Here is a 26,607-nt window from a genome sequence, read left to right on the forward strand (position 1 = left end):
TGACGATCGGCACGTAAATCTTCGTCACGGAAACATTTTACGATTTGAAAATATTTATCCATTCCGCCAACCATCAACAATTGTTTGAATGTTTGTGGAGATTGTGGCAAAGCATAAAACTGACCTTCGTTCATTCTAGACGGAACAACAAAATCCCTTGCTCCTTCTGGTGTTGACTTGATTAAATAAGGCGTTTCTACTTCGCAAAAATCTAAATCTGATAAATATTTACGAACTTCCATCGCTACTTTATGACGAAAAAGCAAACTGTTTTTTACAGGATTTCTTCTAATGTCAAGATAACGGTATTTCATACGAATATCCTCTCCACCATCGGTTTCGTCTTCAATTGTAAATGGCGGTGTTAGCGAAGCATTTAGAATCTTCATTTCAGAAACTAAAATCTCAATTTCACCTGTTGGTATATTTTTATTTTTAGCTTCACGCTCTATAACAGTTCCTTTTACTTGAATCACAAATTCACGACCCAGAGTTTTAGCCAATTCGAAAACTGTTTTGTCTGAACGACTTTCATCGAACATTAATTGTGTAATTCCGTAACGGTCACGCAAATCGACCCAATTCATAAAACCTTTATCACGAGATTTCTGAACCCAACCTGCTAGTGTAACTTCTGCATTTATGTGTGTAGCGTTTAGTTCGCCGCAATTATGACTTCTGTACATTACCTAAATTTTAGGTTGCAAAAATAGTATTTTGTTTGATGTTAAAAGTTAAAAAAATGAAAATTATATTTAAAACAATTCAAATAATTGTAAGTTTGACTACACATGAATTAAAACAATACACATGAAAAAATTATTTTTATTTACATTACTCACCTTTTGTTCTGTTTACAGCTTCGGACAATCTAAAAATATAGTGAAATTTCAAGCTGAAATAGCCAATAGAAATGGCGATGTCATTTATATTAAAGACAATAAAAACAAAACCATCAAAGAAATAAAAATTAATGACAAAGATATTTTTAAAGATGCTGTTGAAATTGAAAAAGAAGATTTTTATGTATTTTTTGACGGAACCGAATACACACAATTATTTCTTAAAAATGGATATGATATAAAATTAAAAATGGACGCCAAAAAATTTGATGAATCTATCGTTTATACTGGAAATGGGGCTGCCGAAAATAATTATTTAGCTCAAAGCGTTATAAAAGAAGGGCAAATTACTCCTGAAAAATTAGTCGCTTTAAATGAAGACGAATTTAAAAAAATGACCGAAGACAAGAAATTAACTGAGGAAACATTTTTAGATAAATCAAAATTAGACAAAACATTTGTCGAAATTCAGAAGAAAAATATTGCAATGAATATTAAAGGATTGCAACGCTATTATAACGAAAGTAAAGCTGTTCAAAAATTAAATAATGCTGTCGCGCCCACATTTGATTATGTGAATCATAAAGGTGGAAACACAAAACTAGAAGAACTAAAAGGTAAATATGTATATATCGATGTTTGGGCTACTTGGTGTGGTCCTTGTCGTGGAGAAATTCCTTTTTTACAAAAAGTAGAAGAAAAATATCAAGGAAAAAATATCGAATTTGTAAGTATCTCTATCGATGTGCAGAAAGATTTCGAAAAATGGAAAAAATTTGTAAGCGACAAACAATTAGGAGGAACACAACTTTTTGCTGACAATAACTGGAATTCAGATTTTGTAAAGAACCTTGGCATTACAGGAATACCTAGATTTATCTTAATTGATCCAGCTGGAAAAATTATAAATGCTGATGCTCAAAGACCATCATCTCCAGAGCTTCAAGAAGTATTTGATAAACTTTTGAATTAGTCAAAAGATAGAAACTCAAAATTAGTTTAAAATAAAAAACCCAACTGAAAAGTTGGGTTTTGTGCGGATAATAGGACTCGAACCTACACGCCTTGCGGCACCAGATCCTAAGTCTGGCATGTCTACCAATTTCACCATATCCGCGAAATTTGTGAGTGCAAATATAAACATAATTTTGAATTATGAATTATGAATTATGATTTTTTTTATTGTATTTTTGATTGATAATATTAAAAATCAATCATAAATATAAAATGCAATATTTAAATTGCTGATTTTTAGAATTTTAATTTTAAAACCACATTTCAATTAAAAAAGAATGAATACTATAAAACAATACGTTCAAGAAAACAAACAACGATTCATAGATGAATTAATAGAATTATTAAAAATCCCTTCAGTAAGTGCTGATGCTGCTTTCTCTAAAGATGTCATTAGAACTTCTGAAGCAGTAAAAATAAGTCTCGAAAAAGCAGGTTGTCAATTGGTTGAAATTTGCGAAACTCCAGGTTATCCTATCGTCTTTGGCGAACACATTATCGATAAAAACTTACCAACAGTTTTAGTGTACGGTCATTATGATGTGCAACCAGCAGATCCTATCGATTTATGGACCTCTCCCCCTTTTGAACCTGTAATTAAAGCAACCGAAATTCATCCAGAAGGAGCAATTTTTGCTCGTGGATCTTGCGATGACAAAGGACAAATGTACATGCACGTTAAGGCATTCGAATACATGATTGCAAGCAATAATTTACCTTGCAACGTGAAATTTATGATTGAAGGTGAAGAAGAAGTAGGTTCTAAATCACTCTCTTGGTTTGTAGAGCGCAATCAAGAAAAATTAGCATGTGATGTCATCTTAATTTCTGATACTGGAATGATTTCTAACCAACAACCGTCAATCACAACTGGTTTACGTGGATTAAGTTATGTTGAAGTAGAAGTGACAGGTCCAAATAGAGATTTACATTCTGGTTTATATGGTGGCGCAGTGGCTAATCCCATCAATGTTTTAGCAAAAATGATTGCATCGCTTCATGACGAAAATAACCATATTACTATTCCTAGTTTTTATGATAATGTAGAAGAATTGTCGCTTGAAGAAAGAGCAGAAATGGCAAAAGCACCATTCAATTTAGATAATTACAAAAAAGCACTCGACTTAAACGATATTTACGGAGAGAAAGGATATGTTACTAACGAAAGAAACTCCATTCGTCCAACATTAGACGTAAACGGAATCTGGGGAGGATACACTGGCGAAGGTGCAAAAACCGTTATTGCGAGTCAAGCTTTCGCAAAAATATCGATGCGTCTGGTTCCTAATCAGGATTGGGAAGATATTACAACATTATTTACCAAACATTTTGAAAGTATTGCCCCTTCTGGAGTTACGGTCAAAGTAAAACCACATCACGGCGGTCAAGGTTATGTGACTCCAATAGACAGTATTGGTTACAAAGCAGCAAACATGGCTTACACCGAAACTTTTGGAGTTCCTGCAATTCCAGTTCGTTCTGGCGGAAGTATTCCTATTGTAGCTTTGTTCGAAAAAGAACTAAAAAGCAAAACAATACTTATGGGATTTGGTTTAGATAGTGATGCGATTCATTCACCAAATGAACATTTCGGAATTTTTAATTACCTAAAAGGAATTGAAACCATTCCATTATTTTACAAGTATTTTGTAGAATTAAGCAAATAATCACAAATACTTTGAGCAAAAAAAAGTTTATCTCAGAAGTTTTCAAATCAGGAGGAACCATTGGTGCTTTGTCGCCAAGTTCCTCTTTTCTTGCAAAAAAAATGTTAAAGCCAATTCATTTTGACACCGCAAATTGCATCGTCGAATTTGGCCCGGGAACTGGCGTTTTTACACATAAATTATTAGAAAAAATGTCTTCTAATGCTATATTATTAACATTCGAAATTAATCCTGCATTTCATGATGAATTAATGACTATTAATGATTCTCGATTAATTGTTATAAATGATAGCGCAGAAAAAATAGACCATTACCTACTTTTACACAATCAGAAAAAAGCAGATTATATTATTTCTTCATTGCCTTTTGCTATGATTCCAGATGTAGTTGTAGACAATATTTTAAAAAACTCTTTTGAAGTTTTGTCAGAAAAAGGAAAATTTATTCAGTTTCAATATTCATTAAACGCCTTATCAAAATTGAAATCACTTTTTAAGAAAGTAGATATAAATTTTACTTTCCTAAATATTCCCCCAGCATTTGTCTTTACTTGTGGCAAATAACTATGAAAATTACAAAATGCTTTCAGAGCAAATATTTAATAATTAAGGTTTTATAAAAAATAAATCAACGTTTTATACTGAATTTAGATTTTTGGCGTTAAATTTGTACATCATCAATCAAATCAAAATCAATCATGTTAAAACGTTTTTTTATTCTGTGCTCCGGCGCAGATAGGGATTTACTTTCCTCTTGTTCTGAAGGCGAACAAACCAAGTATGTAGGTATTGGAGCCACGGTTTTCTTTACAGCTATTATGGCTTTTATCGCCAGTAGTTATGCGCTTTTTACTGTTTTCGACAGTATTTATCCTTCCGTTTCTTTCGGAATTGTATGGGCTTTTCTTATTTTTAATCTCGACCGATTTATTGTATCTACTATTAGAAAACGTGATCGATTATGGAACGAGTTTCTACAAGCAACGCCAAGGATTATTTTGGCCATGATTATTGCCATTGTAATTTCGAAACCATTAGAAATTAAAATTTTCGAAAAGGAAATAAACACAGTTCTGCTAAAAGAGAAAAATCAATTGGCAATGGCCAATAAAAAGCAGGTTTCTGATTATTTTAAATCTGATTTAGATAAAAATAAATCCGAAATTGATAGTTTAAAATCTCAAATTTCTAAAAAAGAAAAAGAAGTAAATGCGTATTACGAAACTTATATAGCAGAAGCCGAAGGAACTGCTGGTACTAAGAAATTAGGCAAAGGTCCAGTTTTTAAAGAAAAAATCTCCAAACACGATTTAGCAAAAAAAGAATTAGATACTTTACAGAAAAATAATTTGGTAAAAATTGCCGAAAAAGAGAAAAAATCTAAATTATTACAAGCTGATTTAGACAAAAAAGTAACCGACACACAACCTATTATTGATCGTTTTGATGGTCTAATGGCACGAATAAATGCTTTAGGAAAGTTACCATCTCTTCCTTCATTTTTTATTATGCTTTTGTTTTTAGCTATTGAAACCTCTCCAATTATTGCTAAAATGTTGTCTCCAAAAGGAGAATATGATTATAAATTAGAAGATAACGAAACCGCGCTAAAAACACATATCGAACAAAATATTCACCAACGAAATCTTCAAAAACAAACCGATGCTTATATTTATGATAAGATTTATGATGATATTCGAAATGAAAAAGAACTGTACGAATATAAGAGAAAACGAGCGAAGGAATTACTCGAATTACAAGCAGATGTATTTCTAGAAAAACAAAAAAATGTGATGTAAAAGCATAAAAAAAAGCCGAAAATTTAAATCAATTTTCGGCTTTTTTTTATTTGTTAGCTCTCTTTATTATCTTTTTTCTTTTCGGCAGCAATCTGCTCTTTAGTTTTCACATAAACTACATCACCAGGATTTAATTCTTTAGTAACCGTTGTGTAAGGTCCTGTAACAATAGTTTCTCCTTTTTTAAGACCCGAAATTATCTCTATATAAGTATCATCTTGAATTCCTGTTGTTACAATACGAAGTTTTACTTTATCTCCAACTTTAACAAAAACACATTCATATCTTTTCTCATTTTTTACCTCTGGCACTTCACCTTCTTTATCTGAATTTTTATCTTCTACAACAAATTCTTTACGCGAAGAAGTGGTATCTGTTCTCATTACAACAGCACTAATAGGAACAGCAACAATATTTTCTTTACGGGTGGTTATAATATCGACAGTTGCTGTCATTCCTGGACGAAAAGGAGAAAAATTCGATGGTTTTCCTACCATTAAGTCTTGATAAGATTCTTTAAGTATTCTAACTTTTACTTTAAAATTTGTAACCTGATCTGCAGAAAGCGCTGTACTTGCAGAATTAGAAATACTAGTTACAATTCCTCTAAATTCTTTTTTTAAATAAGCATCTACTTCAACTTTTGCAGAATCTCCAATTGCAATTTTCACAATATCATTCTCATTAACATCGACTTCAACCTCCATGTTATTTAGATCTGCAACACGCATCATTTCTGTACCAGTCATTTGTTGCGTTCCTAAAACACGCTCACCTAACTCTACTCCAAGTTTAGAAATTGTTCCATCAACTGGTGCATAAATAGCTGTTTTGCCTAAATTTTCTCTCGACTCATTTACTGTAGCCGATGCACTTTGCACATTATAATATGCCGCTTGCTTTGCTGCCTGAGCACCTTCATAAGTCGCTACAGATTTGTCCCATTCTGCTCTAGAAATTATACCTTTATCATATAATTTTTTGCTTCTCTCATAACTGGCTTTTGATTCTTTAAACTGCGCATCAGTTTGACTCAAACCAGCTTTAGTATTAGACAAACCCGCTTGTGAACGATTAAGTCCTTGTGTATATAATTTGGGATTTACTCTTACTAATAAATCTCCTTTTTTGACCGTTTGTCCTTCTTTTACTGGAAGAGCAATAATTTCTCCTGAAACTTCTGATGAAATTTTCACTTCGATTTCGGGTTGAATTTTACCAGTTCCAGAAACCGTTTCGATTACAGTTCGTTGTGCTATTGCAGCAATTTCCACCTCTTTACCTTTGTTATTATCTCCTATAGCTCCTGATTTTTTAAGGTATATTGCGCCTACAACTGTGGTAACTACTAATCCTAGTAAAATATATTTTGTTTTTTTTGTCATGATAATATTTTAATTAATTTTTAATTCTTCTTCAAATTTGCTAACATCTTTTGACGTATATTCTCCTATTAGAAGCCTATATTCTCCCAATGAATTAACAATCAATAATCCAAAACATAGTTCATTATGTCTCATGAAATTATTATAAATAAAATTTGTTAAATCAAATTTTATTTTACTTTTTTTATCGACAATAGCCTTAGACTGATAAAATAGATTTAAAGTTGGAAACTTAATATCAATTCCTGAATAAACATTTTTTTCAAGCCATTTAATACTAGAGTTTTCATCATTTTCATACTGATTGTAAAAACAATCAGTAAATGGCTGTTTATAATTAATTATAAAATTATTCCCATCAACTAATTTAAATTCTGATGTTATTTCAATAAAAACCTTAAATTTAGCAAACTGATCTGTTGTTAATTTCCCTTTAAACTTATTTTTCCCATTTTCAATTCTTAGAATATTTAGATTTTGGGCATACGTTGAAAAACTTAAACCAATAACAATTAATATCATTAAATATATCTTAATCTTCATGATAATTTATTGTTTTTTAATAATTGGAATTCCGAAGTAAAATTCTAAAATTTTAGTTCTAAAAATATAATCGTATTTGGTTCTTAAAACTTCCGATTGGGCATTTACATATAAAGTTTGTGCCTGATTGAAATCGAAAACATTCATCAATCCTACTTCATATCTTTCTTTAGCATAATTGAATGCTTGCTGTCTTGCTTCTAAGGTTGAAACTGCTGCTTCATGCGTTTTTTGCGCGCCTTTTGTATCGGTATAAGCTGTAAAGACTGTTCTTTCTAAATCTAATTCTTGTTGCTGTAATGTTATTTTCGAACGATCTAATGCAATTTTTGAACGGGCCACATTATTTCTTACTGAAAATCCGTTAAGAATTGGAATATTTAAATTTAATCCAAAATTTTGTCCTTTGTTATCACTAAACTGATTAAAAACGGCATCTGGCTTACCTAAAACTGTAGAAAAATTAGGTTGCAAAACAGCTTGATTTGTGCCGTCTACATAGCCAATTACCGATGTTGGATTGCTCGTATTTGGTACAAATCCCACTACTCTATTTGAATATCCCGCACGGGTACTAAAACTATAAAAACCTTGCAATGTTGGCTGATAAGCACCTCGAGCAATTTGAACACTTTTTTCAGCAATTTGTACATTTGTTTGAGCAATTTTCAAATCGGTTCTAGTTTCTTTTGCTTTGTCAAAAATTATTTTTGGATCCTGCATTAAAATCGTGCTTTCTTGAACAGGAATCTCTGCATCGGCAATATCAAATTCTTGAAAATCATCTATTTGCAGCAACTGCGCTAAACTTAATTTAGATAAAAATAATGCATTTTCGGCAGCAATCATTCTCTGATTATCCGTTGCTACAGTCGCTTTCACATCAAGTAAATCTCCACGAGGGATTACTCCTGCATCTACAAGCTCATTAGTTCTTTCTAATTGTTTGTTGTCATAAGCTAATTGTTGTTGTTGTACTTTTAGATTTTCTTTATTAAAAAGTATTTGCAAATAAGCATTTACCACATTTAATGAAACATCTTCTTGCATTTTTGTTAGTTGATATTGAGAAGCAATTCTACTAAGATTTGCTTTTCGCAATTGGTTTTGGTTTTGCAAACCTTTATAAATATCTATTCCAACATTTAATCCAGCCGAAGTAAATTGTGTGGTTTGATTTTCCAACAAACCTGTAGTAATATTCTGATTTAAACCAATATTCCAAGAATGAGAACCTTGTGCATTTATCGAAGGAAGAAATTTTCCTATAGCATCTTTTTTAGAAATATCAGACAACTGATTATCTAAAGCAGATTGTTTTATCGAAATATTATGTTCGACCGCATAAGTTACACATTCTTCTAGTGTCCATTTTTTGGCTTGACCAAAAGAAACAAAAGAGCAGAATAATGTTGTAATTATTAAAAATAAGTTTTTTATATTTTGCATTTTATATAATATCGAAGTTTTTTGCATAACGAATTTAATCTTTTCTAATTAAATTTACAATAAGACTCCTGCTTTAACAATTTGTTACAATTAATGGATGAAAAAAATTAAAAAATAATTTTACATTTGTTCAAATTACTTTTTTTGATGAAAAACATTTTACGAATTATTGGATTTTTTATAATAATGGTTTTTTACACCAGTTGCTCGACAACTCAAAAAATAGAACTTATGAAGCCCGAGCCAGACGAAGCGACACCTATAGCTTATCCGGTAACTTCTTCTTACATTAGTTTTCCAGTAACATTGACACTAAAAGACATTGAAAACCAAGCCAATAAAGCTTTAGTTGGATTAATTTATGACGACCATAATATTGATGATGATAAAACCGAAATGAAAATATGGAAGAATGCGCCCATATTAATTTCGGAAGAAAACAATAAACTCAAAACAATTGTTCCGCTAAAAATTTGGGCAAAAGTCAGATACGGAACATCGGCATTGGGAATTAATTTATATGATACTCGCGAGCTAAACCTAAACGGAACAGTTACTTTCTTGAGTGATGTAAAAATGAGTAATTGGAAAATTACTACCACAACCGAATTAGAAGATTTTGAATGGCAAGAAAGCCCTACAATCATCATTGCTGGAAAAGAAATTCCTATTACTTATTTAGTAAATCCAACTATACGCATTTTTAGAAATAAAATTGAAAAAACCATTGATGAATCGTTAGAAAAATCACTTGATTTTAAATCTAATATTCTCGAAATGATGCAAAAAGCAAGTATCCCGTTTGAGATGAGTCCAACGTATCAGACTTGGCTAAAAGTAACTCCACAAGAGATATATGCTACCGAAGCTACTTTACAAAAAAATGCCGTTTCAATGACTGTTGGTCTTAAATGCCTAATGGAGTCGTATATTGGACAAAAGCCTAAGCCTAATTTTGCCAAAGAAAAAATGGTATTAAAACCCATTGCTAATTTACCCGAAAAAGTAATGGCAAATATCGCTGCAGTTTCTACTTATCAAGATGCTTCGAGAGTAATGACTGCTAATTTTAAAGGAAAAGAATTTGGTTCTGGAAAACGAAAAGTTACCATTCAAAATGTAGAAATCTGGCACAAACAAGGCAAAATGGTTATTGCATTAGATATGCTTGGAAGCTTAAACGGACGCATTTATTTATCTGGTTTCCCTCAATATAATGCAGAAACCAAAGAATTGTTTTTTGATAATTTAGATTACGCCTTAGAAACCAAAAGTAAACTCATGAAAACCGCCAATTGGTTTGCACAAGGTTTAATATTAAACAAAATAAGAGAAAATTGTCGTTATTCTATACAACCTAATTTAGAAGAAGGAAAACAAAACATTCTAAAATACTTAAACAATTACTCTCCCATGACTGGCGTTTTTGTAAACGGAAAATTAAACGACATTACTTTCGAAAAAGTACAACTTACCAATAATGCTATTGTTGCTTTTTTGAATATAACAGGAAATGTGAAAGTAAATATAAATGGAATGTAGTTAGTTTTTCTTCTTATACATTCTATAAACTGCAAAAGCAATAAGAACGACTAAAACATAAGGAATAATCATTAAGTATATAATCCCGTCATTTACAGCTTCTGCTTGAGATACGTCTCCTGAGCTTTCTAGCGAAGCACGGCACATTGCGCATTGCGCATTTGAAGCAATAGGCAATAAGCAATAAGCAATAAGCGTGAGGATGGTAGTTCTTGGGCTTTTGACTTTAGCTTCGCTCAGGTCTGCTACTCCTATGGCTGGCTTTTGACTTTCGACTCTAGCTAACATAATAAGGAGAAATCATCAAGTAAACAATCACACCAGTTACAGCAACATACAACCAAATAGGAAAAGTGATTTTTGCTATTTTTTTGTGCTTGTCAAATTTTTCTGCCAAGGCACGAACATAAGTAACTAAAACCAATGGAATAGTAACTATAGACAATGTAATATGAGTAATTAAGATAAAAAAGTAAACTGCTTTCAAAACACCATCTCCTCCGTATTTTGTAGCTTCAGATGTCATGTGATACGCCACATACATTGCTAAAAATGCTACCGAAAGTGCGATAGCCGTTTTCATTAAATTTTCGTGTAGCTTCCATTTTCCATTTTTGATAGAAATAACCGCCCAAACTAATACTATGGCTGTAATCCCATTAATTGTTGCATAAATAGGTGGTAAAAAAGATAACGGTTTTACATCGAAACCTAAATCTCTTAGTTTTACTTTAAATAGAATGGCTACCACAAGTGGAATTGCTATTGATAATATTGTAATCCAAACATTATACTTTTTTTCTGAAATCTTATTTTCCATTTTTATTCTGCTAATAATTTAGTGATATCTTGTTTTATTGCCGTTACTCCTTTTTGTTCTAAACCATCATAATAAATAATCGGATTCCCAAATTCGTCTTTTCGGCAACGAATATTTCCGTTTTTATCGATTAAAGCAAAGAATCCGGAATGTTCAAATCCTCCAGGTATTTTTGTATTTTGACCAACAAACAAATTGAAACCTTTATTTGCAATTTCAAAAATTTTAGTTCTATCTCCAGTAAGAAAATTCCAATTTATACCTTTTGCACTTATTAATTCAGCGTGTTTTTTTAGGACTTCGGGCGTATCATTTTTTGGATCTATGGTTATGGAAGCAATTCCGAAATTAGTATTTGTAGCAAATGCTTCTTGAACTAATTTCATATTTCTATTCATAATGGGACAAATAGATGGGCAAGTAGAAAAGAAAAACTCGACAACATAAACTTTCCCTTTATAACTTTCGTTAGAAATCATTACTTTATCTTGATTTATGAGTGAAAAAATTGGCGCTTTTCCTATAGTCATCAAATCACTTTTAGTCGATGTTGGTGTTCCTTCAATATTTAATCTATCGCCTTTTACTACATCATTATTTTTTATTCTGTCTATAATTTTAGGAACAAAATAAATTCCAAAAACTAGAATAATAAAAGCGGTACCTATGTATGATTTATTTTTCATATTTAATAATTATCTACTTTCGTGTAAACGGAAATCTTTTCTTTTGTTGTTGCGTTTCAAAGCTAATCGATATTCTCTCAACATAATTTTTACATCGTCAGACATATCGTTATGCAAATCGGCAGCAGAATTTGTATTGTAACTTTCTTTATATTCGTTTTTACCTTCTTTATTTTTTCCTTTTCTTCCGCGGTGGTTTTTATCTTTATCTATGATAATAACCTTTGTTGTGCTAAAGTTTTGATTAAGATGGTCATGTAATTTAAATGAATCAAAATATGACTGAATCTCATTAGGTTTGGCAAAAACAAATTTCCAGCCTGATAAATCTTCAGAAAATCTGGATAATTTTTCTAACAAATCTTCCACTTGTTTCTCAGAACCTTCTTGAACTATCATTACCAATTGAAAATCATGAAAACCTTCATATTTTCCGTATATTTTCTGGTTCAGATTAAATAAATTTTCTTCATTCTTATAAACATCATTTCCTAAAAACCCAAGTACTGTAATTTTATTTAATAGAGAAACTGGCTTACCATCTAAACTTTTCCATTTGGGCAATTCTTTGTTATTCCTAGAAATGGTTGGCAAAAAAAGTGAATTATGTGTTGCTGTTGCAAATATTAAATAAATTAAAACAGGAAGTATTAGAAGGACAATTAGGACTAATTTATTTCTCATGGGTAAAATATAATTTATTTGAGTACAAAAATAAAAAAAGCTCCCGTAATAGGAGCTCTTTTTTGAATTAATATGTTGTTAAAAATTCCATTTAATGGTGGCGTTTTTAAAAACTTCGAATATATAATCAGCTTCAACTAGCAAAATAAATACTAAATAAATAATTAAGAACACAACTGTTCCTACAACTGCCCAACGCAATGAAGCAGTTTCTCCTTCTAGGTGCATAAAAGCCCACATAATCCAATATGCTTTATACACTGTCAATGTGATGAAAATCCAGTTTAACAAATTCATACTTAAAAAAGTATTAAAATGTAAAAAATCAGGTTTAACAATTCCTAAAATAACCTCTACTATTGTAATTATTGATAATAATCCGAATACTTTCCAGATTCTCCCTACATTTGATACGTGTTCGTGTGACATAACAATATATATTTTTCTTATTAAAATTAAACTAGGTAGAAGAATGTAAATACAAACACCCAAACTAAATCGACAAAGTGCCAATATAAACCTACTTTTTCGACCATTTCGTATGTTTTCCTTTTATCATAAGTTCCTAAAAGTACATTAAAGAAAATTAAAACATTAATCATTACTCCAGAAAATACGTGAAATCCGTGAAAACCAGTAATAAAGAAGAAGAAATCGGCAAATAATTTTTGCCCATATTCATTACGAACCAAGTTAGCACCTTCTACTACATATCTAGTTCCTTCAATTCTTTTTAGTGATTCTTCACGAGTTAAAGTAACTTTTCTTTTTGTTTTTGGATCAATCACTTCTGTACGAATTAACACATCTGAATGTGATTTAAATCCTTCTACCACTTCCTCTACAGAATAAGTTGGTAAAGTCTCGTTCCCAAAGAACCAAATTCCTTTGCTCTTAGTATCTTCTACTCTTTCAGTAGGAATATCTGCTGCAAATTCAGCAAGTGCTACTCTTTTGTAAACAATATGACCAGCTGTTGAAAGCTCTTTGTCAACTTTTTCAAATTGTAATATAGAACCTCCTTTAGTCTCTACTGCACCATATTCCCCTTTGATAAAATTTTTCCATTCCCAAGCTTGTGAGCCTACAAATATAAAACCTCCAATGATTGTAAGAAACATGTAAAGAACTACTTTGTCTTTTTTCATTTGATGACCAGCGTCTACTGCTAGAACCATTGTTACTGATGAAAAAATCAGAACAAACGTCATAAATGCCACATAATACATAGGTGCAGAAACACCATGCATAAAAGGAAAGTGTGTAAAAACTTCATCAGCCAAAGGCCAAGTTTCGATAAATTTAAATCTTGAAAAACCGTATGCTGCCAAGAATCCTGAGAATGTTAATGCATCGGAAACGATGAAAAACCACATCATCATTTTTCCGTAACTAGCATTCATCGGCTCATTTCCGCCGCCCCAAGTTTTGCCTTCAGCACTAGTAGTAACTGTCGTTGCCATAGAATTGTGTTTATAAAGTTGTCAAATTTACAATATTTTCTTATTTTACGAAATATAAAAATAAAAACAAATATACCCAAAGAATATCTAGAAAATGCCAAAACATCGCACCAAGCTCTATACCAGTGCTTTGAGTAGAATTGTATTTTTGTTTAAAATGATTATAAATTATAATTAATAACGAAATTATACCTCCTGCAAGATGTGTTAGGTGCAAAACTGTTAAAACATACAGAAAAGATGAAGTAACCGTACTCGCACTTCCTGTAAAAAAATAACCCATTTCTATTACCTGACTAAATCCTTTTAATTGCAAAAGAACAAAAGCTATTCCTAAACCTAAAGTGGTTAATAAAAATAAAGTTGTTTTTTTCCTGTCATCTTTTTTAATTGCCTTTTTTGCTAAATAAATAGTCAAACTACTTATTATAATAACAATTGTACTAAAAGTAAATGCTGGTGGCAAAATCATAGTGTGAACCCAATCTTTTCTTGATGAACTTACCAAGTAAGCACTCGTTAGCCCTGCAAAAACCATAAACATACTTATCATCCCAAAAAGCAACAACAATTTGTAAGATCTTGCTTTTCTTTCGTTATGCTCTTGAATAGTCATTCCTTCCATAATTATTATCTTAAAAATTTATCTAATATATATACCACTTGAATTAGCGATATATAAGCAACACTTACTAACATTAATGTTTTTGCAGATTTATCTGTTTTATTTTTGTATAATTTGACAGCATAAACAAGCATCCACAAACCTAAAAAACCTACAATTACAGCCGAAACTGGAGTCAAATACAATCTCCCCGTGTAACCAAAACTTGGCAAAACGGATGCTGCTGTAAGCCAAAGTGTGTATAAAATGATTTGCATCGCAGTTCCTTTGTCTCTTTTTCCTGTTGGCAACATGAAGAAACCTCCTTTTTTGTAATCTTCAAATAAGAACCAGCCTATTGCCCAAAAATGAGGAAATTGCCAGAAAAATTGAATTAAAAATAGTGTTCCTGCTTCAATACCAAAATCATTTGTAGCAGCAACCCAACCCAACATAAATGGTATTGCTCCAGGAAAAGCACCTACAAAAACCGATAACGATGTTACTGTTTTAAGTGGTGTGTAAAGACAAGTGTATAAAAATATTGAAATCGCCCCAAACATTGCTGTTTTAGGGTTTATCATATACAAAATCGCTAGACCTATTATTGTTAATGTTGTTGCAATTATAAAAGCGGTGTTTACAGACATTCTTCCAGCAGGGATTGGACGATTTTTAGTTCTGTCCATCAAGGCATCTAAATCTTTTTCGATGATTTGATTGTAAGCATTTGAAGCACCGACCATGCAATACCCACCAATGGCAAGCATTAGTAAAACATAAACAGTAGTAAGATTAAACTCATGAATTCCAAGCAAGTATCCCGCCAATGAAGAAAAAACTACGCTAATAGCCAAACCAGCTTTGGTAATTTCTTTGAAATCGTTAAAGATAGATTTTATGGAAGGAAATGTATTTGTTGCGCTCAAGGCAGAAATATTTATTTTTTAAAACTTTGCAAAGGTAATAATTAATTACGAATTACGTTTGATATTGATTGTTTGAAATATAAAAAAGCAAGATGCTTTTTTATATTTCTTTTATATCGGGCGTAATTTTTAATTCCTAATTCGTAATTGAACTTAGTAATCCAAATACCAGTTAAACACATCGGCACGCAATCCTATCGAAAACCAAGTGGTACTCTCTTTGAATGTTGTCGTTGTATTTACTTGTGGCGAAAAGTTTCTGTAAATTAAATTACCAAAGAGTTTTAAATTTGTACTTGGGTTTAATAAGTATCCCGCCTGAATATCAGCAATAAAAACATTCGTTTTATTTCCTTGCCCCACAGAAACTTCTTTTTCATAAGCCCTATCTAAATCGTAGTCTTTATAAATATTAGAGCCGTAATTTTTTGCATCAGTTGCTGTATCAAAATCGAAACCACGAATTCCTACACTTATTTTTGCATCTGCAAACAATCTCTTTTTATTGAAACGCATAATTCCCGTTAGCTCTTTAAAATTAGATCCCCAGTTGTGACCCATACTTTGATTATTGTGCCCATAATTTGTAATTGGATTGCTATGCGCATATACATAAGGACGAACATGATTATATTCTGCTTGCAGGTATAAATTTTTTACACCAAAAGCATTAAAATATTTCGCTCCCAACTGATAACCATATTTATTTTTCCAGCTTTTTTCTCCAGACTTCACATCACCAAGCGAGAATTCGTCGAGCAAGAATTGTCCGTATAAATTAATATTATTATTCCATTTATATTTAGAAGTAATTCCTAAAACGGCATTTCCGCTTCTTGCAGACGAAGAAAATTCAACCGAACGATAAAAAATAATTGGGTTTACAAAATTAAGATCAAAGCCACGATTGTTGTCATTTGTCCAAATTACCGATTCAAAAAAACCAATATTTAACCTCTTTGAAGCATTCCAACTCAAATAATGATTGGCCATATATTTTGTAGCATATGTCCTATCTAAAACAACATCTTTACGAACATCTTTAAGCCACATGTAAGTATTGGTGTATTTTATTTTCCAGAATGTAGTATTTATTTTGAAAAATGGATATGGACTCGCTCCATCACCTTCCAACAAAGAACGATAACCGTCACCTATAAAATTTCGGCTGTAACCCAATTGCAAATTAAGATGCTTATTTGGCGTGTAAGTAATATTCGCATCGGCAGAAGGAAAATCATATTTCGTAGTTTTAAAATCTTTTGCAATACCTATTCCTGGAATAATAGCTGGATTTCCAGTATTAGGAGTCGTTGTAAGATAGTTACTGTCTGGTCTCAACGATTCTGCATATCTGTTATAATAATCTGCAAAAAAACCTTGACTTTCGTAAATGGTTGTTGTAAAGTCTAATTGTTCCCCCAATCCGCCTTGTATCTGCAAACCACGTGTGTTTACATAGGTATAATCTTCGGTACTTGGGTTACTTTTTCCCATACGCAAATCGAAAATAGGATTTAGTGTAAACCAATAATCTTCCCCTTGTATGGCAACTAAATTTTCGTTAAATAATTTTCGTCCCCACCAACCTTCTTTATTTATTTTGATTGCATTATAAGCTTCATCAAAATTATGATATTTTGCCACCTCAGAATAAGTATATGGTTTTGAGGCTGTATGATTATTAGTCCCGACTTGATTCATCTCTGCATCAAAATTCGTATACAAATTATGTGAGAAAGGAATATTAAGATGACTTTTGAATTGAGGATTCTTAAATTCTTTATAGTTTAGTTTTACCGACTCATATTCTGGATTTTCTTTGTTTGCTAAAACCGATGTTGAATTTGCAATTTTGTTTTCTTGCAATAATTTTTCTTGTGCAATTTGCGCCGCACTTTGCAAAGGAATTGCTATTGTAAATGTATATTTTGCATATGTTGGCTTCCCGTTATAAGTTGGCGGCGTAATTTTTGGCAAAGCCGAAAAAACTCTTTTAGTTTCGGTTATTAGTTCCGAATACATCGCATCTGTATACAAAACTTTGAATGTTCCTGTACTATCAACTTCAAACAACGTAATTATTTTACCTTTGAAATTATTTTGTTTTGCTACTTCTGGCAATTGAAAATTATTAAAAAAAAAGTCTTGTAGTTGATTATAAAAACAAGTTTCCAATTCCTGATTCATTGTGTTTGAACAAGCTGGGAAAACAGGGAACTTTTCTTGGTTGCTTACTTGCGAAAATAAATTTTGGGCTAAGAAAAAAGCTGTAATTAGTAAAAGGTATTTTTTCATTTTATTTTTTTTAATAATTTCCTGTAGAAACATTTCCGTCTGCAATGGTCTTCGCTGCCGATGTTCCTATTCTTTTTACACCCAATCTAATCATTGCCAAAGCTTCCTCTAACGTTCTCACGCCACCAGCTGCTTTTACTGGAAGCGGATTTGAGTTTTCTAACATTAAAATAATTGTAGGAATTGTAGCTCCGTTTGGCAAATTATCTTCCGTTTTATAAAAACCTGTCGATGATTTTACAAATATATGTGCAAAATGCTCTTCTTTAAAATTCGCAATAATTGTGTTTTTTATTAATACCGAAATCTGAATAATTTGATGATTTGTAAGTGCGGCTACTTCAATAATAAATTTTACTACTTTCTTATGTGATAATCCCAATTGAGTACAAGCAATAATTTCTTGTTTTATCAATGCTGTTTCACCTTTTTTGAAAGCTTCGTAATTTATTACAAAATCAAGTTCGTCAGCATGATTGTTTATAGCTTCTTGCGCTTCTTCCAGTTTTTTGTCTAAGCTAGAATTTCCTTCTGGAAAATCTATAACGGTTCCTATTAAAACTTTAGAATTGGTCTTATTAATCATTTTTTTAGCCAACTGGACCTTGTCAGGACGAATCATAACCAATTTAAATTCCTCGACAATAGCTTCATGAATGAAATTTTCGACCACTTTAGTGTTTTCAATTTCAGACAAATTAGCTTGTGCTGCTGTTTTTAAGTAGGTAGAATCTAGATATTGCTTGATAATCATTTAACTTGAGATTTTGAAGGTATAAAAATAGAAAAATCCCATCGAAATGGGATGTTTTTCTTCAACTTTTAATTATCTAACACTTTTGATGTTTTATTTTCTTTAAAGAGCTTTGTTGCTACAAAAATCCCAACTAAAGTTCCTATACTATTGGCTACAACATCCCAAATATCTGCTTGTCGTGTTGTTGTTAGGTATTTTTGTGCAAATTCGACAGCAATTCCAAAAAAAATTGAAATGATTACCAATGCAATTTTATTGTTTAGCAAAATACTATTTCTTAACAACAAATATCTATACCACAGTATAACGAAACCTAAATAGAAGGTAAAATGAACTATTTTATCTTCGTTTGGAAAACTAAATTTCGGGACGTCTATTGTCTTTTTTAAACTTAAATAAAGTATTAGTAAAGTCCAAAAAAACGCAACCCAAAATGCATTTTTATTAGGCGCCAATAAGTTTTTTATAATCATCACTAGAAAGTAAATTTTCAATTTCAGATGGATTAGAAATCTTCACCTTAATCATCCAAGCTTCCCCATAAGGATCTGAATTTACAACTTCTGGCGTTACTTCTAGTGCTTCATTAAATTCGATTATTTCGCCAGAAAGCGGCAAAAATAGATCTGACACTGTTTTTACAGCTTCAACAGTCCCAAAAACTTCATCTTGTGCTAGTTTTTGATCTAGTGTCTCTACTTCAACATATACAATATCTCCCAATTCTTTCTGAGCAAAATCGGTAATTCCTACTGTAGCAATGTCTCCATCAATACTTATCCATTCGTGGTCTTTTGTGTACTTTAAATTAGCTGGTATGTTCATTTTATTATTTAGTTTTAATTTGAAACAAAAGTAAAATTATTACTGTAATAATCTTATTTTTTAATAATTAATTTCCAAAGTTGTATCTAATTGTAAATCCCCCACGAATAGTGGTTAGTGGAAATGATGTTGAAATAACCGCTTTAGAGAATGTGTAATCGAAAAAGAAAAGTGTCGTTAAGTTTTTACTAAAAGCATAATCTGCAGTTAGCTTAGAAGACACGATGTTTTGCCCTCCTGCCAATTGGTTATTATTGTAATCTAAGTTTCTAACTATTGTTTTGTTATTTCTAAACGAAACATCAGCTCTAATATTTACATCGCTCTTTATTAGCCCTGTTGCGTTGTCGGCTAATCGAGATTTTATTTGCACATCTTTTATACGATATCCTAATCCAACAACATATTCGACTCCTTTTAATTCAGTTAGTAAATTATTATCGAAACTTAATGACATTGTTCTATCTTTTTTCATTTCGGCAAGAATTTTTATAGAACTTTTCATTTCAAAATCTAGTCTGACTAACGGACTAAATTGTTCTGTTAAATTAACATTACCAATAATATTTTTGTTTTCAAAATTACCACCTGTATCAGTAGAAGCCGGGTCTGTATATTTAAAATTAGAACGGAAAGAGTTCATTGTATATGCCGCTTTGTAGGCATGTTGTACAGAAAATCTTTTAAATTTATCTTTAAAGAATTTGTACCTCATTAGTCCTGTATATTTTACGGTCCAGTTAGGAATTGGAATATTTTTAAACGCTCCCAATGAAACTCCAGAAGCATCACCCCCAGTATAAGCTGCTAAGAATGAAGGCAATAAAACTGCTTGATTATTTTTTCCAAAACCTATTGGAAATCCATAATTTGGGTTATTAACGTCTGTAACTCTAGGAAATTCTGCTGTTCCGTAAGAAATTGTAGCCAATCTATCTGCTACTACAAGTCTATTTTGTCTAAAATTATCAAATGCTGTTGATGTTACTTCATCACTTGGAGAAAAAGCTGTTTTAATTAAAACTGTTGAAATCGAAAAATTTCCATAATTATAAGGAGAATGTGAATTATAATTACCACCACTTACATCAAATTGTTCTGAAAAATTATCTGAATAAGTTCTATCAGCAATTAAATCTATTTTTAGATCTGGAAATAATTCGATATTTGCATTTGCCGTAATATGCTTTGTTTTTACTTGTGTAAAATTCTGATTAAACTCAGGATAATTTGTTAACCAACCATTCTTCGCTGCTTCAAAACGCACATCATCTTGTAAACCAAATACAAATCCTAATGTTGGCTTAGACGAGCCTAAAAACCCAATTGATGGCAAATACCCAGGAAGCATTGTACCACTAGTCTCATTATAATTTATTTGAATATTTTTTATACTAGTCGCTAAGCCTATTAGTCCGTCTAGAAAAACGTTAGGTTTTACCTCTTTAATTTTTGGTTTTGCAACTACTTTTTCTCCTGGTTTTGGTGGAGCAGTTGGCGTAACTGGCGTTTTTGGAGCTTGTTTTTGTTTTATTCCTTTTGTTAGTCCAATATATTTATAAAAAGCATCCATATTAAATGCTGTATTCAGCTTGTGTGAATTTGCATTCTGGATTGTATTTCCTAAATCGTAAATATTTCCTGCACCATCATCAAAAGCTTGTAATGCTAAAGACGCTCTTTGCCAAGAATAATCCCCTGTATAAGTATAATCAGATTTTATAAATGCCAATACTGGAATTTTGTTTATAGGTAATTCATAATTAGCAGTTAATTGCTGTGAATGTTGATTTGGCGTACCTATGTTCCAGTAATCATCCCAAATTGTAAAATCATCGATAGGATTGTTATTTGCATCTAAATAATTTCTAACTAAATTCGCTGTTGTTGCTGTATAATTAACTCGCAAAGTTTTAGTTAAATTATAATTAAAACCATAATTATAATTAAACATATTATTACGTTTATACAAAGGATCTAATCCAATTCCCTGTACATCAATTTGTCGATATTGTTGTTTATTATATTGTCGCATAATAGAAGAACTAAAGTTTATACTAGTAGGCAAATAATTAAAATTGAAATCACTCAACATTTTCCAACAACTACTTTTCTTCATAAACTTTGTGTTTTTGAATGGCTCAATAGGTTTTGGCTGAAATGAGAAAGCATAATCTGCAGATGTTCTTACTTGCTTGTCTTCTACATTCTCTATTTCAAAATCATGGTGCTCGACTGAATTATACGAATAGGAAACCGTTAAGTTTTCTGGATCATAAAAATGTTGTTTTTGCTCTGCTCCACGATCTTTTCTCACTCCTATAAAATTGATGCTTTTTCTCTTTGTAAAATTGATAGCACGGTCTTTAAATTCTGCTTTATCAGCAGAATCTGTCGTTACATCTAACAATTGTTTTAGCTTAATATCCTGATTAAATGGATCATATTGTGGTGTGATTATCTGCTCTCCGATACCATAATTAAATGGTAAGTTTATTCCCCATTTTTTAGGCAATAATTTACCCAAGTTCATATTTGTAACAATATCATATTGTTTAGTATCTTCACGACTACGTTCGTTTGGACTTTGTTCTAAAGAACCAAAACCTATGGTATTCATTCTCCCTGTTGCAGAAAGTGTCATAAAATCGGCAAGATTGGTATCTAGACTTGCAATAGCTGCCATACCACCTTTGTTATCCGTATCGGCAAGGCGAAGTTCATTAAACCAAACTTCTCCTCGATTATGTGAATTTATAACCGTAGAAGGATTTTTAACACCCATCATCAATGTTCTTACATAACCAAAGTTTGGGTTTCCTTTAATACCAATTCTCATTCCTGCTTTTGCTGAAGGATCTAATGCAACTGCATCTTGAAAGAAAATACCATTTGCATCAACAGGCTGAGTCCCTTTTAAGTTTAAAATTTTAAGTTGAGTTAACAAAGCGGTTTGTAAATCGATTTCATTTTCTACTGGCCAAATTTCGGAAGCTGATACTGCATTTTCTTGAGTAACTTTTAATGGTATTTCTATTTGATAAAAATTGTTTGTAAAATCATTCCCAAAACGGATAAACGCAACCATTTCATTGTCTTGAATAGGTGTGTTTTCTCCATTTGGAAAGCCTGCAGATGTCCTTCTTAATGATTCAGCATGAAGAAACATTTTTAGTTTTTTGTACTGACGCATATCTACATCCACATTCTTAAAAACTGCTCTAGAATCTCCTGCTTCTAATCCTTTTGTTCCAGATTGTGGGTTCCCTTTATCATAAACTTTTAGTGAAAGTGATTGTTCATTCTGCTGAATTACTGAATTATTATTATATAATTGCTCTCGTTGCACACCTGGAGGTGATACATATCTTATGGGCGATCTGCTACTATTTTCTTCTATATTTACAGCAGTTACATCAAAACCTGTTGGATCGTCAGTTGGATCGATATCTAAAGCTTGGAGTGTATTATTATATCTTCTCCATTCTCCTCTTACTAGATCTAAAGCTCCTAAACGAACTGTAACTTTATCTGAAAATCCCGACATAAACATACGCATAAAACGAATAGACTTAAAATCTGAAATTCCACCTTCAATATTTGCAGCTGTTGCTTCTAAAATTGGAATTTTAAACTGTACCCATCTTGCCTGCGTTGTATTCCCGTTTGGGAGTGTAACTTGAGTTTCTCTTACATCAGAAACATATTGATCTCCTAATGATAATCCTGGCTTGACATCTACCGTAAATTTATAATAAGCATCAATAGTATTCATCGTATTGTCTCTATTAATATCTTCTACGTCTGGTGTTGTAGTAGAACCTCTATTAGTATCCGAAACATTTACTGGTGAATTACCTTGTAAACCATTATAATTTTTATATCTATCGGTAATAGAACCAGAAGCGCTAAGAAAATATTGATAATTATCTTGTGCCGGATCTGACCCTGCAAAAGCTGGATATTTAGCATTTTCTTCGGCATCTGATAATCCGTTAAGACCAACATCTTGCTGTGCTCGATTAGCTTCATCTGTGTCGAAAGCATAGATTAATGATTGTGATGCTGGAACTTTACCCCAAGCTGTATTTATTACATTTGAATTAGCACCACCAGCTGGCAATCCATTTTCGTATGATTTTCGTCCGTCTTTCAAAACATCTTCTGAAATTTCACCTAAATTAAATGTCAATTTCCCAACATTTGCAGAATTTGTATCGCTTGCCGTTCCAAAATAAGGATCTAACATCCAAAACTGAATATATTCTACATTTGATTGTTCAAAATTTGTAGAAGAGATAGAACGCATAATTCCTCCAAAATTATTTTGAGGTGTTGGTAAAGTATTGCCTACTGCTAATGGGTTAAAGTTATATGGTCCACGATCGGCAGGATAATAAGTCATGTCTAATGTAGGGACAACAGTAGTTTCTCCTACTGCAATATCAGTATTTGGATATAATTCTGAGCTGTAAACTCTTCTTGTATTATTTCGAGAAACGTCATTATCATCTATTCCTGCTGGTCTCTGACTTGTGTAAAAAGTTGGATCGATAGAATACCAAGACATTTTTGCACGCTTGTCATTGTATGCTAAATTATTTTCTGCTACTTCTCCGCCAAATCCTACTGGTGAACTAGACAAACTCCAAGCAAAAGGAGATTTCATATCTATTGTAGATTGAGAACCTTCAAAATCATCAACATATACTGTTGCTTCTCCCTGAAATTGATCTGTTTTAGATGTTCCTGGTTTTAGAAAAGCGACTTCTCCTCTAAATGATAAATTAGAAGGAACATCAGTATCTAAATTAGGTAACTTATTAACTAATCTTGTAAAAAAAGGCACTTCGGTAGAAAAATTTCCATTTGCACCAAAGATTGTGTTATTTATAGATTCTTGACCATAATTTGTTTTTTGAGTGAATGGTCTTTCTGTCATTTTTAACAATGTAGCCCCTATCTGAAACTTATCTGAAAACTTATGTTCAACATTTACACCCATAAATCTTCTAGTTTGCTGACCAAAAACCGAATTGTTTTCGACCGAAACATTAATGGGAGTTCCCGAAGCTTGTAATGACGGATCTAGGATTTGTACCCGTCCTGCTTGATAATTTACACTATAATCTATTCCTTCTTGTAAAACCCTTCCTCCTGCAGTAACCACAACCGAACCACGAGGCACATTTGCAGCTCCCAAAGAAATTCCTTCTCCTCCAGTAGATTTGAATTTTCCTTTAAGTTGAAACTTATTCTTTTCGCTTTCCTGTAAAGCTTGAGCTTGAGTTTTACGATATAGACTTGAGAAAACGTATTTTTTCTGATTCGCATTATAATCTATAAGTGAATTTGGATCTCCATTATAGTTTTCAACTAAATTTGAACGCAGTTTATTAAACAAATGTTTTCCAAAAGGTTCAACCGTTGTAAATATTATTCTACCATTTTGAGTATCGACTGTTAAGCCTTGAATAAAATCGAAAAAACCATCTCCTGCGGTTCCATTTGCGTTATTTTGTGGGTCGTTGTTATAATCTAATCTATCTACATTAAATACTTTTAGCAAAGGCGTTCTAGTTACTAAATCTTGAGGACTTGGTAATGATGGCCCAACTAGTTCTATATAATTTAGTGGTGATGGATCAGAATATAAGATATTAAATTTAAAATCTTTAGCACTTAACTGATATGCTCCTGGTATTTGATAAATATTCTTCATCATCAAATTCCATGCTGGCTTGGTTACGCTTGCTAAATTTCCTTTTAGCATCTTAAGAATTAAACTTTGGGTAGTAGGAACTCCTGTTGAATTTACATTAGTTGCATCTACACCATCTGTCCCAAACTCTCCTACTTGGTACACTTCATCTCCAATTGTATATTGATATGCAACAGCTAGAACCTCATCATTAGATAATCTTTGATTTAATGACAAGTACCCCAATTGGGTATTAAATGTATACTCGCTAGGTGTTAATTTTCTTGCATTTTCTAATTTAGCATAATCAGTTCCTTCAGATGGTACTGGAGCGACTCCACTAAAACCCTGACCAGCAGTTGCAATTTCTCTAATTAATGTATTTAAATTACTATTACCAATAGCTATTTTTGTAGGGTCAAAATTATTGTTTTTATTATCCGATGGCGTATCTGCTGGAGTATTAAAAAATGTTATTGGAGGTGTTATTCCAACAATTTCAGCATCAGTAAAACCAGTAAGTCTTGCTTCTCCTAAATCTTGTAAAGCAACAATATTTCTTAAATTGTTCCCTTCAGAAGAGGTATTTACTCGGTTTTGCCTATTTGTAATCCATACTTCCATTCTAGTAATTTGGACTCTAGAATCGATAACTGGATAATTCCTAAGTGCCGAATCATATTTATTTCTAAAATACTGTGATAGAAAAAAGTGTCTATCTACATCATAATCTAATCCGAAGAGATTAAATTCCTGAATTGCACCTCCTCCTTCTGATGTAACGGTTTTAGTTTGAGATTTTTGTTCAGAATATATTCCTGTGACAGTTGTTTTTCCGAATTTAAATTGCGCTTTAACTCCAAACAAACTCTGAGCACCTCTTATTAGAGTACTATTTAGAGGCATACTTACATTACCAACTTCTATTTTTTGAAGAATATCATCCTCAGTTGGTGTGTATTCTAATTTTATTAAGTTTTGAAACGCAAAAGTAGATTGAGTATCATAATTTGCATTTACTTTTAGTCTTGTTCCAACTTTTCCGAGCAAACTTAAGCTGATTCTTTGATCGAAATCGAAAGTAGTACTTTTCCTATTTCTTGGTGAAAAAGAAGGGTTGTCTTGTTTAGAATAACGCATTCCTAAATCGACCTCGACTGTCCCTGTAGGTTTCACATCGATAGTATTACTTCCAAAAATAGTTTCAAAAAACCCTGAGTTAATATAATATCTTGGTAATAAATCTTTTTTAGCATCTTTACTAGCTGCTTTTTTCCCATCGATTGCATCAGATTTTTTTTGAAAATACTCCCGCATCGATTCCCTAGAAATTAATTCTTGATATTCTTTTGGCGTTAAAACAATTGGAAAATTTATATTGAACCCTTCAAATGTTTTAGTGTAAATATACCTATCTGTAACTGGATCATAGGAATATGCTTCTAAAATACTATTTGGATTTGGCAGTTGTATACTTCCTGCGTCATAACCCTTAACTGTATCTTGTGGATCTGTAACAACTTGTGCATTAACAGTAATTGAAACAAAAAAAACCAGCATAAAAACACTGTTTCTAAAAAATGAATTCGAATTATATAAA

22 protein-coding genes and 1 tRNA gene are annotated in these 26,607 nt (G+C 31.9%); 5 read left to right on the plus strand and 18 right to left on the minus strand.

Going from position 1 to position 26,607, the window contains the following annotated elements; translation table 11 throughout:
• A partial coding sequence (locus ABI549_RS07100; RefSeq protein ID WP_348075765.1) for an amino acid--tRNA ligase-related protein occupies nucleotides 1–686 on the minus strand: 686 nt, incomplete at its 3' end.
• A gap of 124 nt (nucleotides 687–810) precedes the next feature.
• Between ABI549_RS07100 and ABI549_RS07105 the strand changes: the two genes are divergently transcribed.
• Nucleotides 811–1,815, plus strand: coding sequence for a TlpA disulfide reductase family protein (locus ABI549_RS07105; protein ID WP_348075766.1), 1,005 nt, complete (start codon nucleotides 811–813; stop codon nucleotides 1,813–1,815).
• Nucleotides 1,816–1,877: 62 nt separating this feature from the next.
• Here ABI549_RS07105 and ABI549_RS07110 read toward each other — a convergent pair.
• Nucleotides 1,878–1,959: transfer RNA gene (locus ABI549_RS07110), tRNA-Leu, on the minus strand.
• A gap of 175 nt (nucleotides 1,960–2,134) precedes the next feature.
• Here ABI549_RS07110 and ABI549_RS07115 point away from each other — a divergent pair.
• The 3 genes from ABI549_RS07115 (at nucleotide 2,135) to ABI549_RS07125 (ending at nucleotide 5,321) form a co-directional block, all read left to right on the plus strand.
• Nucleotides 2,135–3,523 carry a dipeptidase gene (locus tag ABI549_RS07115; protein ID WP_348075767.1) on the plus strand — a complete coding sequence of 463 codons (1,389 nt, stop codon included), beginning with the start codon at nucleotides 2,135–2,137 and terminating at the stop codon, nucleotides 3,521–3,523.
• Between the two features lie 11 nt (nucleotides 3,524–3,534).
• A complete protein-coding gene (locus ABI549_RS07120) occupies nucleotides 3,535–4,086 on the plus strand; it encodes a ribosomal RNA adenine dimethylase (RefSeq protein ID WP_348075768.1) in 552 nt (183 codons plus the stop codon).
• A gap of 134 nt (nucleotides 4,087–4,220) precedes the next feature.
• On the plus strand, nucleotides 4,221–5,321 hold the full coding sequence (locus ABI549_RS07125) for a DUF4407 domain-containing protein (RefSeq protein WP_348075769.1): 1,101 nt from the start codon (nucleotides 4,221–4,223) through the stop codon (nucleotides 5,319–5,321).
• Between the two features lie 53 nt (nucleotides 5,322–5,374).
• Here the strand turns inward: ABI549_RS07125 and ABI549_RS07130 are convergent, their stop codons facing one another.
• The 3 genes from ABI549_RS07130 to ABI549_RS07140 are packed head-to-tail and all read right to left on the minus strand — an operon-like array spanning nucleotide 5,375 to nucleotide 8,698.
• Nucleotides 5,375–6,706 carry an efflux RND transporter periplasmic adaptor subunit gene (locus ABI549_RS07130; RefSeq protein ID WP_348075770.1) on the minus strand — a complete coding sequence of 444 codons (1,332 nt, stop codon included), beginning with the start codon at nucleotides 6,704–6,706 and terminating at the stop codon, nucleotides 5,375–5,377.
• Between the two features lie 9 nt (nucleotides 6,707–6,715).
• The gene (locus tag ABI549_RS07135; protein WP_348075771.1) at nucleotides 6,716–7,249 is read right to left on the minus strand and encodes a hypothetical protein; all 534 of its coding nucleotides are present in this window, start codon (nucleotides 7,247–7,249) and stop codon (nucleotides 6,716–6,718) included.
• Between the two features lie 6 nt (nucleotides 7,250–7,255).
• Complete coding sequence (locus ABI549_RS07140; RefSeq protein ID WP_348075772.1) at nucleotides 7,256–8,698, minus strand: TolC family protein; 1,443 nt, start codon at nucleotides 8,696–8,698, stop codon at nucleotides 7,256–7,258.
• A gap of 147 nt (nucleotides 8,699–8,845) precedes the next feature.
• Between ABI549_RS07140 and ABI549_RS07145 the strand changes: the two genes are divergently transcribed.
• A complete protein-coding gene (locus ABI549_RS07145) occupies nucleotides 8,846–10,240 on the plus strand; it encodes a DUF4403 family protein (protein WP_348075773.1) in 1,395 nt (464 codons plus the stop codon).
• On the opposite strand, the gene ABI549_RS07150 is transcribed toward ABI549_RS07145, so the two are convergent.
• From ABI549_RS07150 to sprA, 13 genes are all read right to left on the minus strand, one after another.
• The gene (locus ABI549_RS07150) at nucleotides 10,241–10,528 is read right to left on the minus strand and encodes a hypothetical protein (protein WP_348075774.1); all 288 of its coding nucleotides are present in this window, start codon (nucleotides 10,526–10,528) and stop codon (nucleotides 10,241–10,243) included. It lies immediately after the preceding gene.
• Complete coding sequence (locus ABI549_RS07155; protein WP_348075775.1) at nucleotides 10,518–11,060, minus strand: DUF420 domain-containing protein; 543 nt, start codon at nucleotides 11,058–11,060, stop codon at nucleotides 10,518–10,520. The genes ABI549_RS07150 and ABI549_RS07155 overlap by 11 nt, the downstream gene beginning before the upstream one ends.
• 2 nt (nucleotides 11,061–11,062) lie before the next feature.
• Entirely contained in the window at nucleotides 11,063–11,746 is a 684-nt protein-coding gene (locus ABI549_RS07160) for an SCO family protein (protein ID WP_348075776.1), read from the minus strand.
• Between the two features lie 9 nt (nucleotides 11,747–11,755).
• On the minus strand, nucleotides 11,756–12,430 hold the full coding sequence (locus ABI549_RS07165) for a hypothetical protein (RefSeq protein ID WP_348075777.1): 675 nt from the start codon (nucleotides 12,428–12,430) through the stop codon (nucleotides 11,756–11,758).
• 78 nt (nucleotides 12,431–12,508) lie between these two features.
• Nucleotides 12,509–12,859 (minus strand): cytochrome C oxidase subunit IV family protein, encoded by a 351-nt coding sequence (locus ABI549_RS07170; RefSeq protein WP_348075778.1) that lies wholly within the window; start codon nucleotides 12,857–12,859, stop codon nucleotides 12,509–12,511.
• A gap of 26 nt (nucleotides 12,860–12,885) precedes the next feature.
• Nucleotides 12,886–13,893, minus strand: a complete 1,008-nt coding sequence (locus ABI549_RS07175; protein ID WP_348075779.1) for a cytochrome c oxidase subunit 3 — start codon at nucleotides 13,891–13,893, stop codon at nucleotides 12,886–12,888.
• 40 nt (nucleotides 13,894–13,933) lie between these two features.
• Nucleotides 13,934–14,518, minus strand: coding sequence for a cytochrome c oxidase subunit 3 (locus tag ABI549_RS07180; RefSeq protein WP_348075780.1), 585 nt, complete (start codon nucleotides 14,516–14,518; stop codon nucleotides 13,934–13,936).
• A gap of 5 nt (nucleotides 14,519–14,523) precedes the next feature.
• Entirely contained in the window at nucleotides 14,524–15,426 is a 903-nt protein-coding gene (gene cyoE, locus ABI549_RS07185; RefSeq protein ID WP_348075781.1) for a heme o synthase, read from the minus strand.
• A gap of 153 nt (nucleotides 15,427–15,579) precedes the next feature.
• Entirely contained in the window at nucleotides 15,580–17,724 is a 2,145-nt protein-coding gene (locus tag ABI549_RS07190; RefSeq protein ID WP_348075782.1) for a gliding motility protein RemB, read from the minus strand.
• Nucleotides 17,725–17,734: 10 nt separating this feature from the next.
• Nucleotides 17,735–18,478, minus strand: a complete 744-nt coding sequence (deoC, locus tag ABI549_RS07195; RefSeq protein ID WP_348075783.1) for a deoxyribose-phosphate aldolase — start codon at nucleotides 18,476–18,478, stop codon at nucleotides 17,735–17,737.
• A 68-nt stretch (nucleotides 18,479–18,546) separates the two neighbouring features.
• Nucleotides 18,547–18,954 carry a VanZ family protein gene (locus ABI549_RS07200; protein WP_348075784.1) on the minus strand — a complete coding sequence of 136 codons (408 nt, stop codon included), beginning with the start codon at nucleotides 18,952–18,954 and terminating at the stop codon, nucleotides 18,547–18,549.
• Nucleotides 18,926–19,306 (minus strand): glycine cleavage system protein GcvH, encoded by a 381-nt coding sequence (gene gcvH / locus ABI549_RS07205; RefSeq protein WP_348075785.1) that lies wholly within the window; start codon nucleotides 19,304–19,306, stop codon nucleotides 18,926–18,928. The genes ABI549_RS07200 and gcvH overlap by 29 nt, the downstream gene beginning before the upstream one ends.
• A 67-nt stretch (nucleotides 19,307–19,373) precedes the next feature.
• On the minus strand, nucleotides 19,374–26,567 hold the full coding sequence (sprA, locus tag ABI549_RS07210) for a cell surface protein SprA (protein WP_348075786.1): 7,194 nt from the start codon (nucleotides 26,565–26,567) through the stop codon (nucleotides 19,374–19,376).
• Between the last annotated feature and the right edge of the window lie 40 nt (nucleotides 26,568–26,607).

The sequence above is a fragment of the Flavobacterium sp. genome, from assembly GCF_039932285.1.
GTDB lineage: Bacteria > Bacteroidota > Bacteroidia > Flavobacteriales > Flavobacteriaceae > Flavobacterium.

Bases quoted from the DNA above. Each gene is read 5' to 3' on its own strand.
- ABI549_RS07105 (WP_348075766.1), top strand. From the start codon at position 811: ATGAAAAAATTATTTTTATTTACATTACTCACCTTTTGTTCTGTTTAC.
- ABI549_RS07115 (WP_348075767.1), top strand. From the start codon at position 2,135: ATGAATACTATAAAACAATACGTTCAAGAAAACAAACAACGATTCATA.
- ABI549_RS07125 (WP_348075769.1), top strand. From the start codon at position 4,221: ATGTTAAAACGTTTTTTTATTCTGTGCTCCGGCGCAGATAGGGATTTA.
- ABI549_RS07130 (WP_348075770.1), bottom strand. From the start codon at position 6,706: ATGACAAAAAAAACAAAATATATTTTACTAGGATTAGTAGTTACCACA.
- ABI549_RS07135 (WP_348075771.1), bottom strand. From the start codon at position 7,249: ATGAAGATTAAGATATATTTAATGATATTAATTGTTATTGGTTTAAGT.
- ABI549_RS07140 (WP_348075772.1), bottom strand. From the start codon at position 8,698: ATGCAAAATATAAAAAACTTATTTTTAATAATTACAACATTATTCTGC.
- ABI549_RS07145 (WP_348075773.1), top strand. From the start codon at position 8,846: ATGAAAAACATTTTACGAATTATTGGATTTTTTATAATAATGGTTTTT.
- ABI549_RS07150 (WP_348075774.1), bottom strand. From the start codon at position 10,528: ATGTTAGCTAGAGTCGAAAGTCAAAAGCCAGCCATAGGAGTAGCAGAC.
- ABI549_RS07155 (WP_348075775.1), bottom strand. From the start codon at position 11,060: ATGGAAAATAAGATTTCAGAAAAAAAGTATAATGTTTGGATTACAATA.
- ABI549_RS07160 (WP_348075776.1), bottom strand. From the start codon at position 11,746: ATGAAAAATAAATCATACATAGGTACCGCTTTTATTATTCTAGTTTTT.
- ABI549_RS07165 (WP_348075777.1), bottom strand. From the start codon at position 12,430: ATGAGAAATAAATTAGTCCTAATTGTCCTTCTAATACTTCCTGTTTTA.
- ABI549_RS07170 (WP_348075778.1), bottom strand. From the start codon at position 12,859: ATGTCACACGAACACGTATCAAATGTAGGGAGAATCTGGAAAGTATTC.
- ABI549_RS07175 (WP_348075779.1), bottom strand. From the start codon at position 13,893: ATGGCAACGACAGTTACTACTAGTGCTGAAGGCAAAACTTGGGGCGGC.
- ABI549_RS07180 (WP_348075780.1), bottom strand. From the start codon at position 14,518: ATGGAAGGAATGACTATTCAAGAGCATAACGAAAGAAAAGCAAGATCT.
- ABI549_RS07190 (WP_348075782.1), bottom strand. From the start codon at position 17,724: ATGAAAAAATACCTTTTACTAATTACAGCTTTTTTCTTAGCCCAAAAT.
- deoC (WP_348075783.1), bottom strand. From the start codon at position 18,478: ATGATTATCAAGCAATATCTAGATTCTACCTACTTAAAAACAGCAGCA.
- ABI549_RS07200 (WP_348075784.1), bottom strand. From the start codon at position 18,954: ATGATTATAAAAAACTTATTGGCGCCTAATAAAAATGCATTTTGGGTT.
- gcvH (WP_348075785.1), bottom strand. From the start codon at position 19,306: ATGAACATACCAGCTAATTTAAAGTACACAAAAGACCACGAATGGATA.
- sprA (WP_348075786.1), bottom strand. From the start codon at position 26,567: ATGCTGGTTTTTTTTGTTTCAATTACTGTTAATGCACAAGTTGTTACA.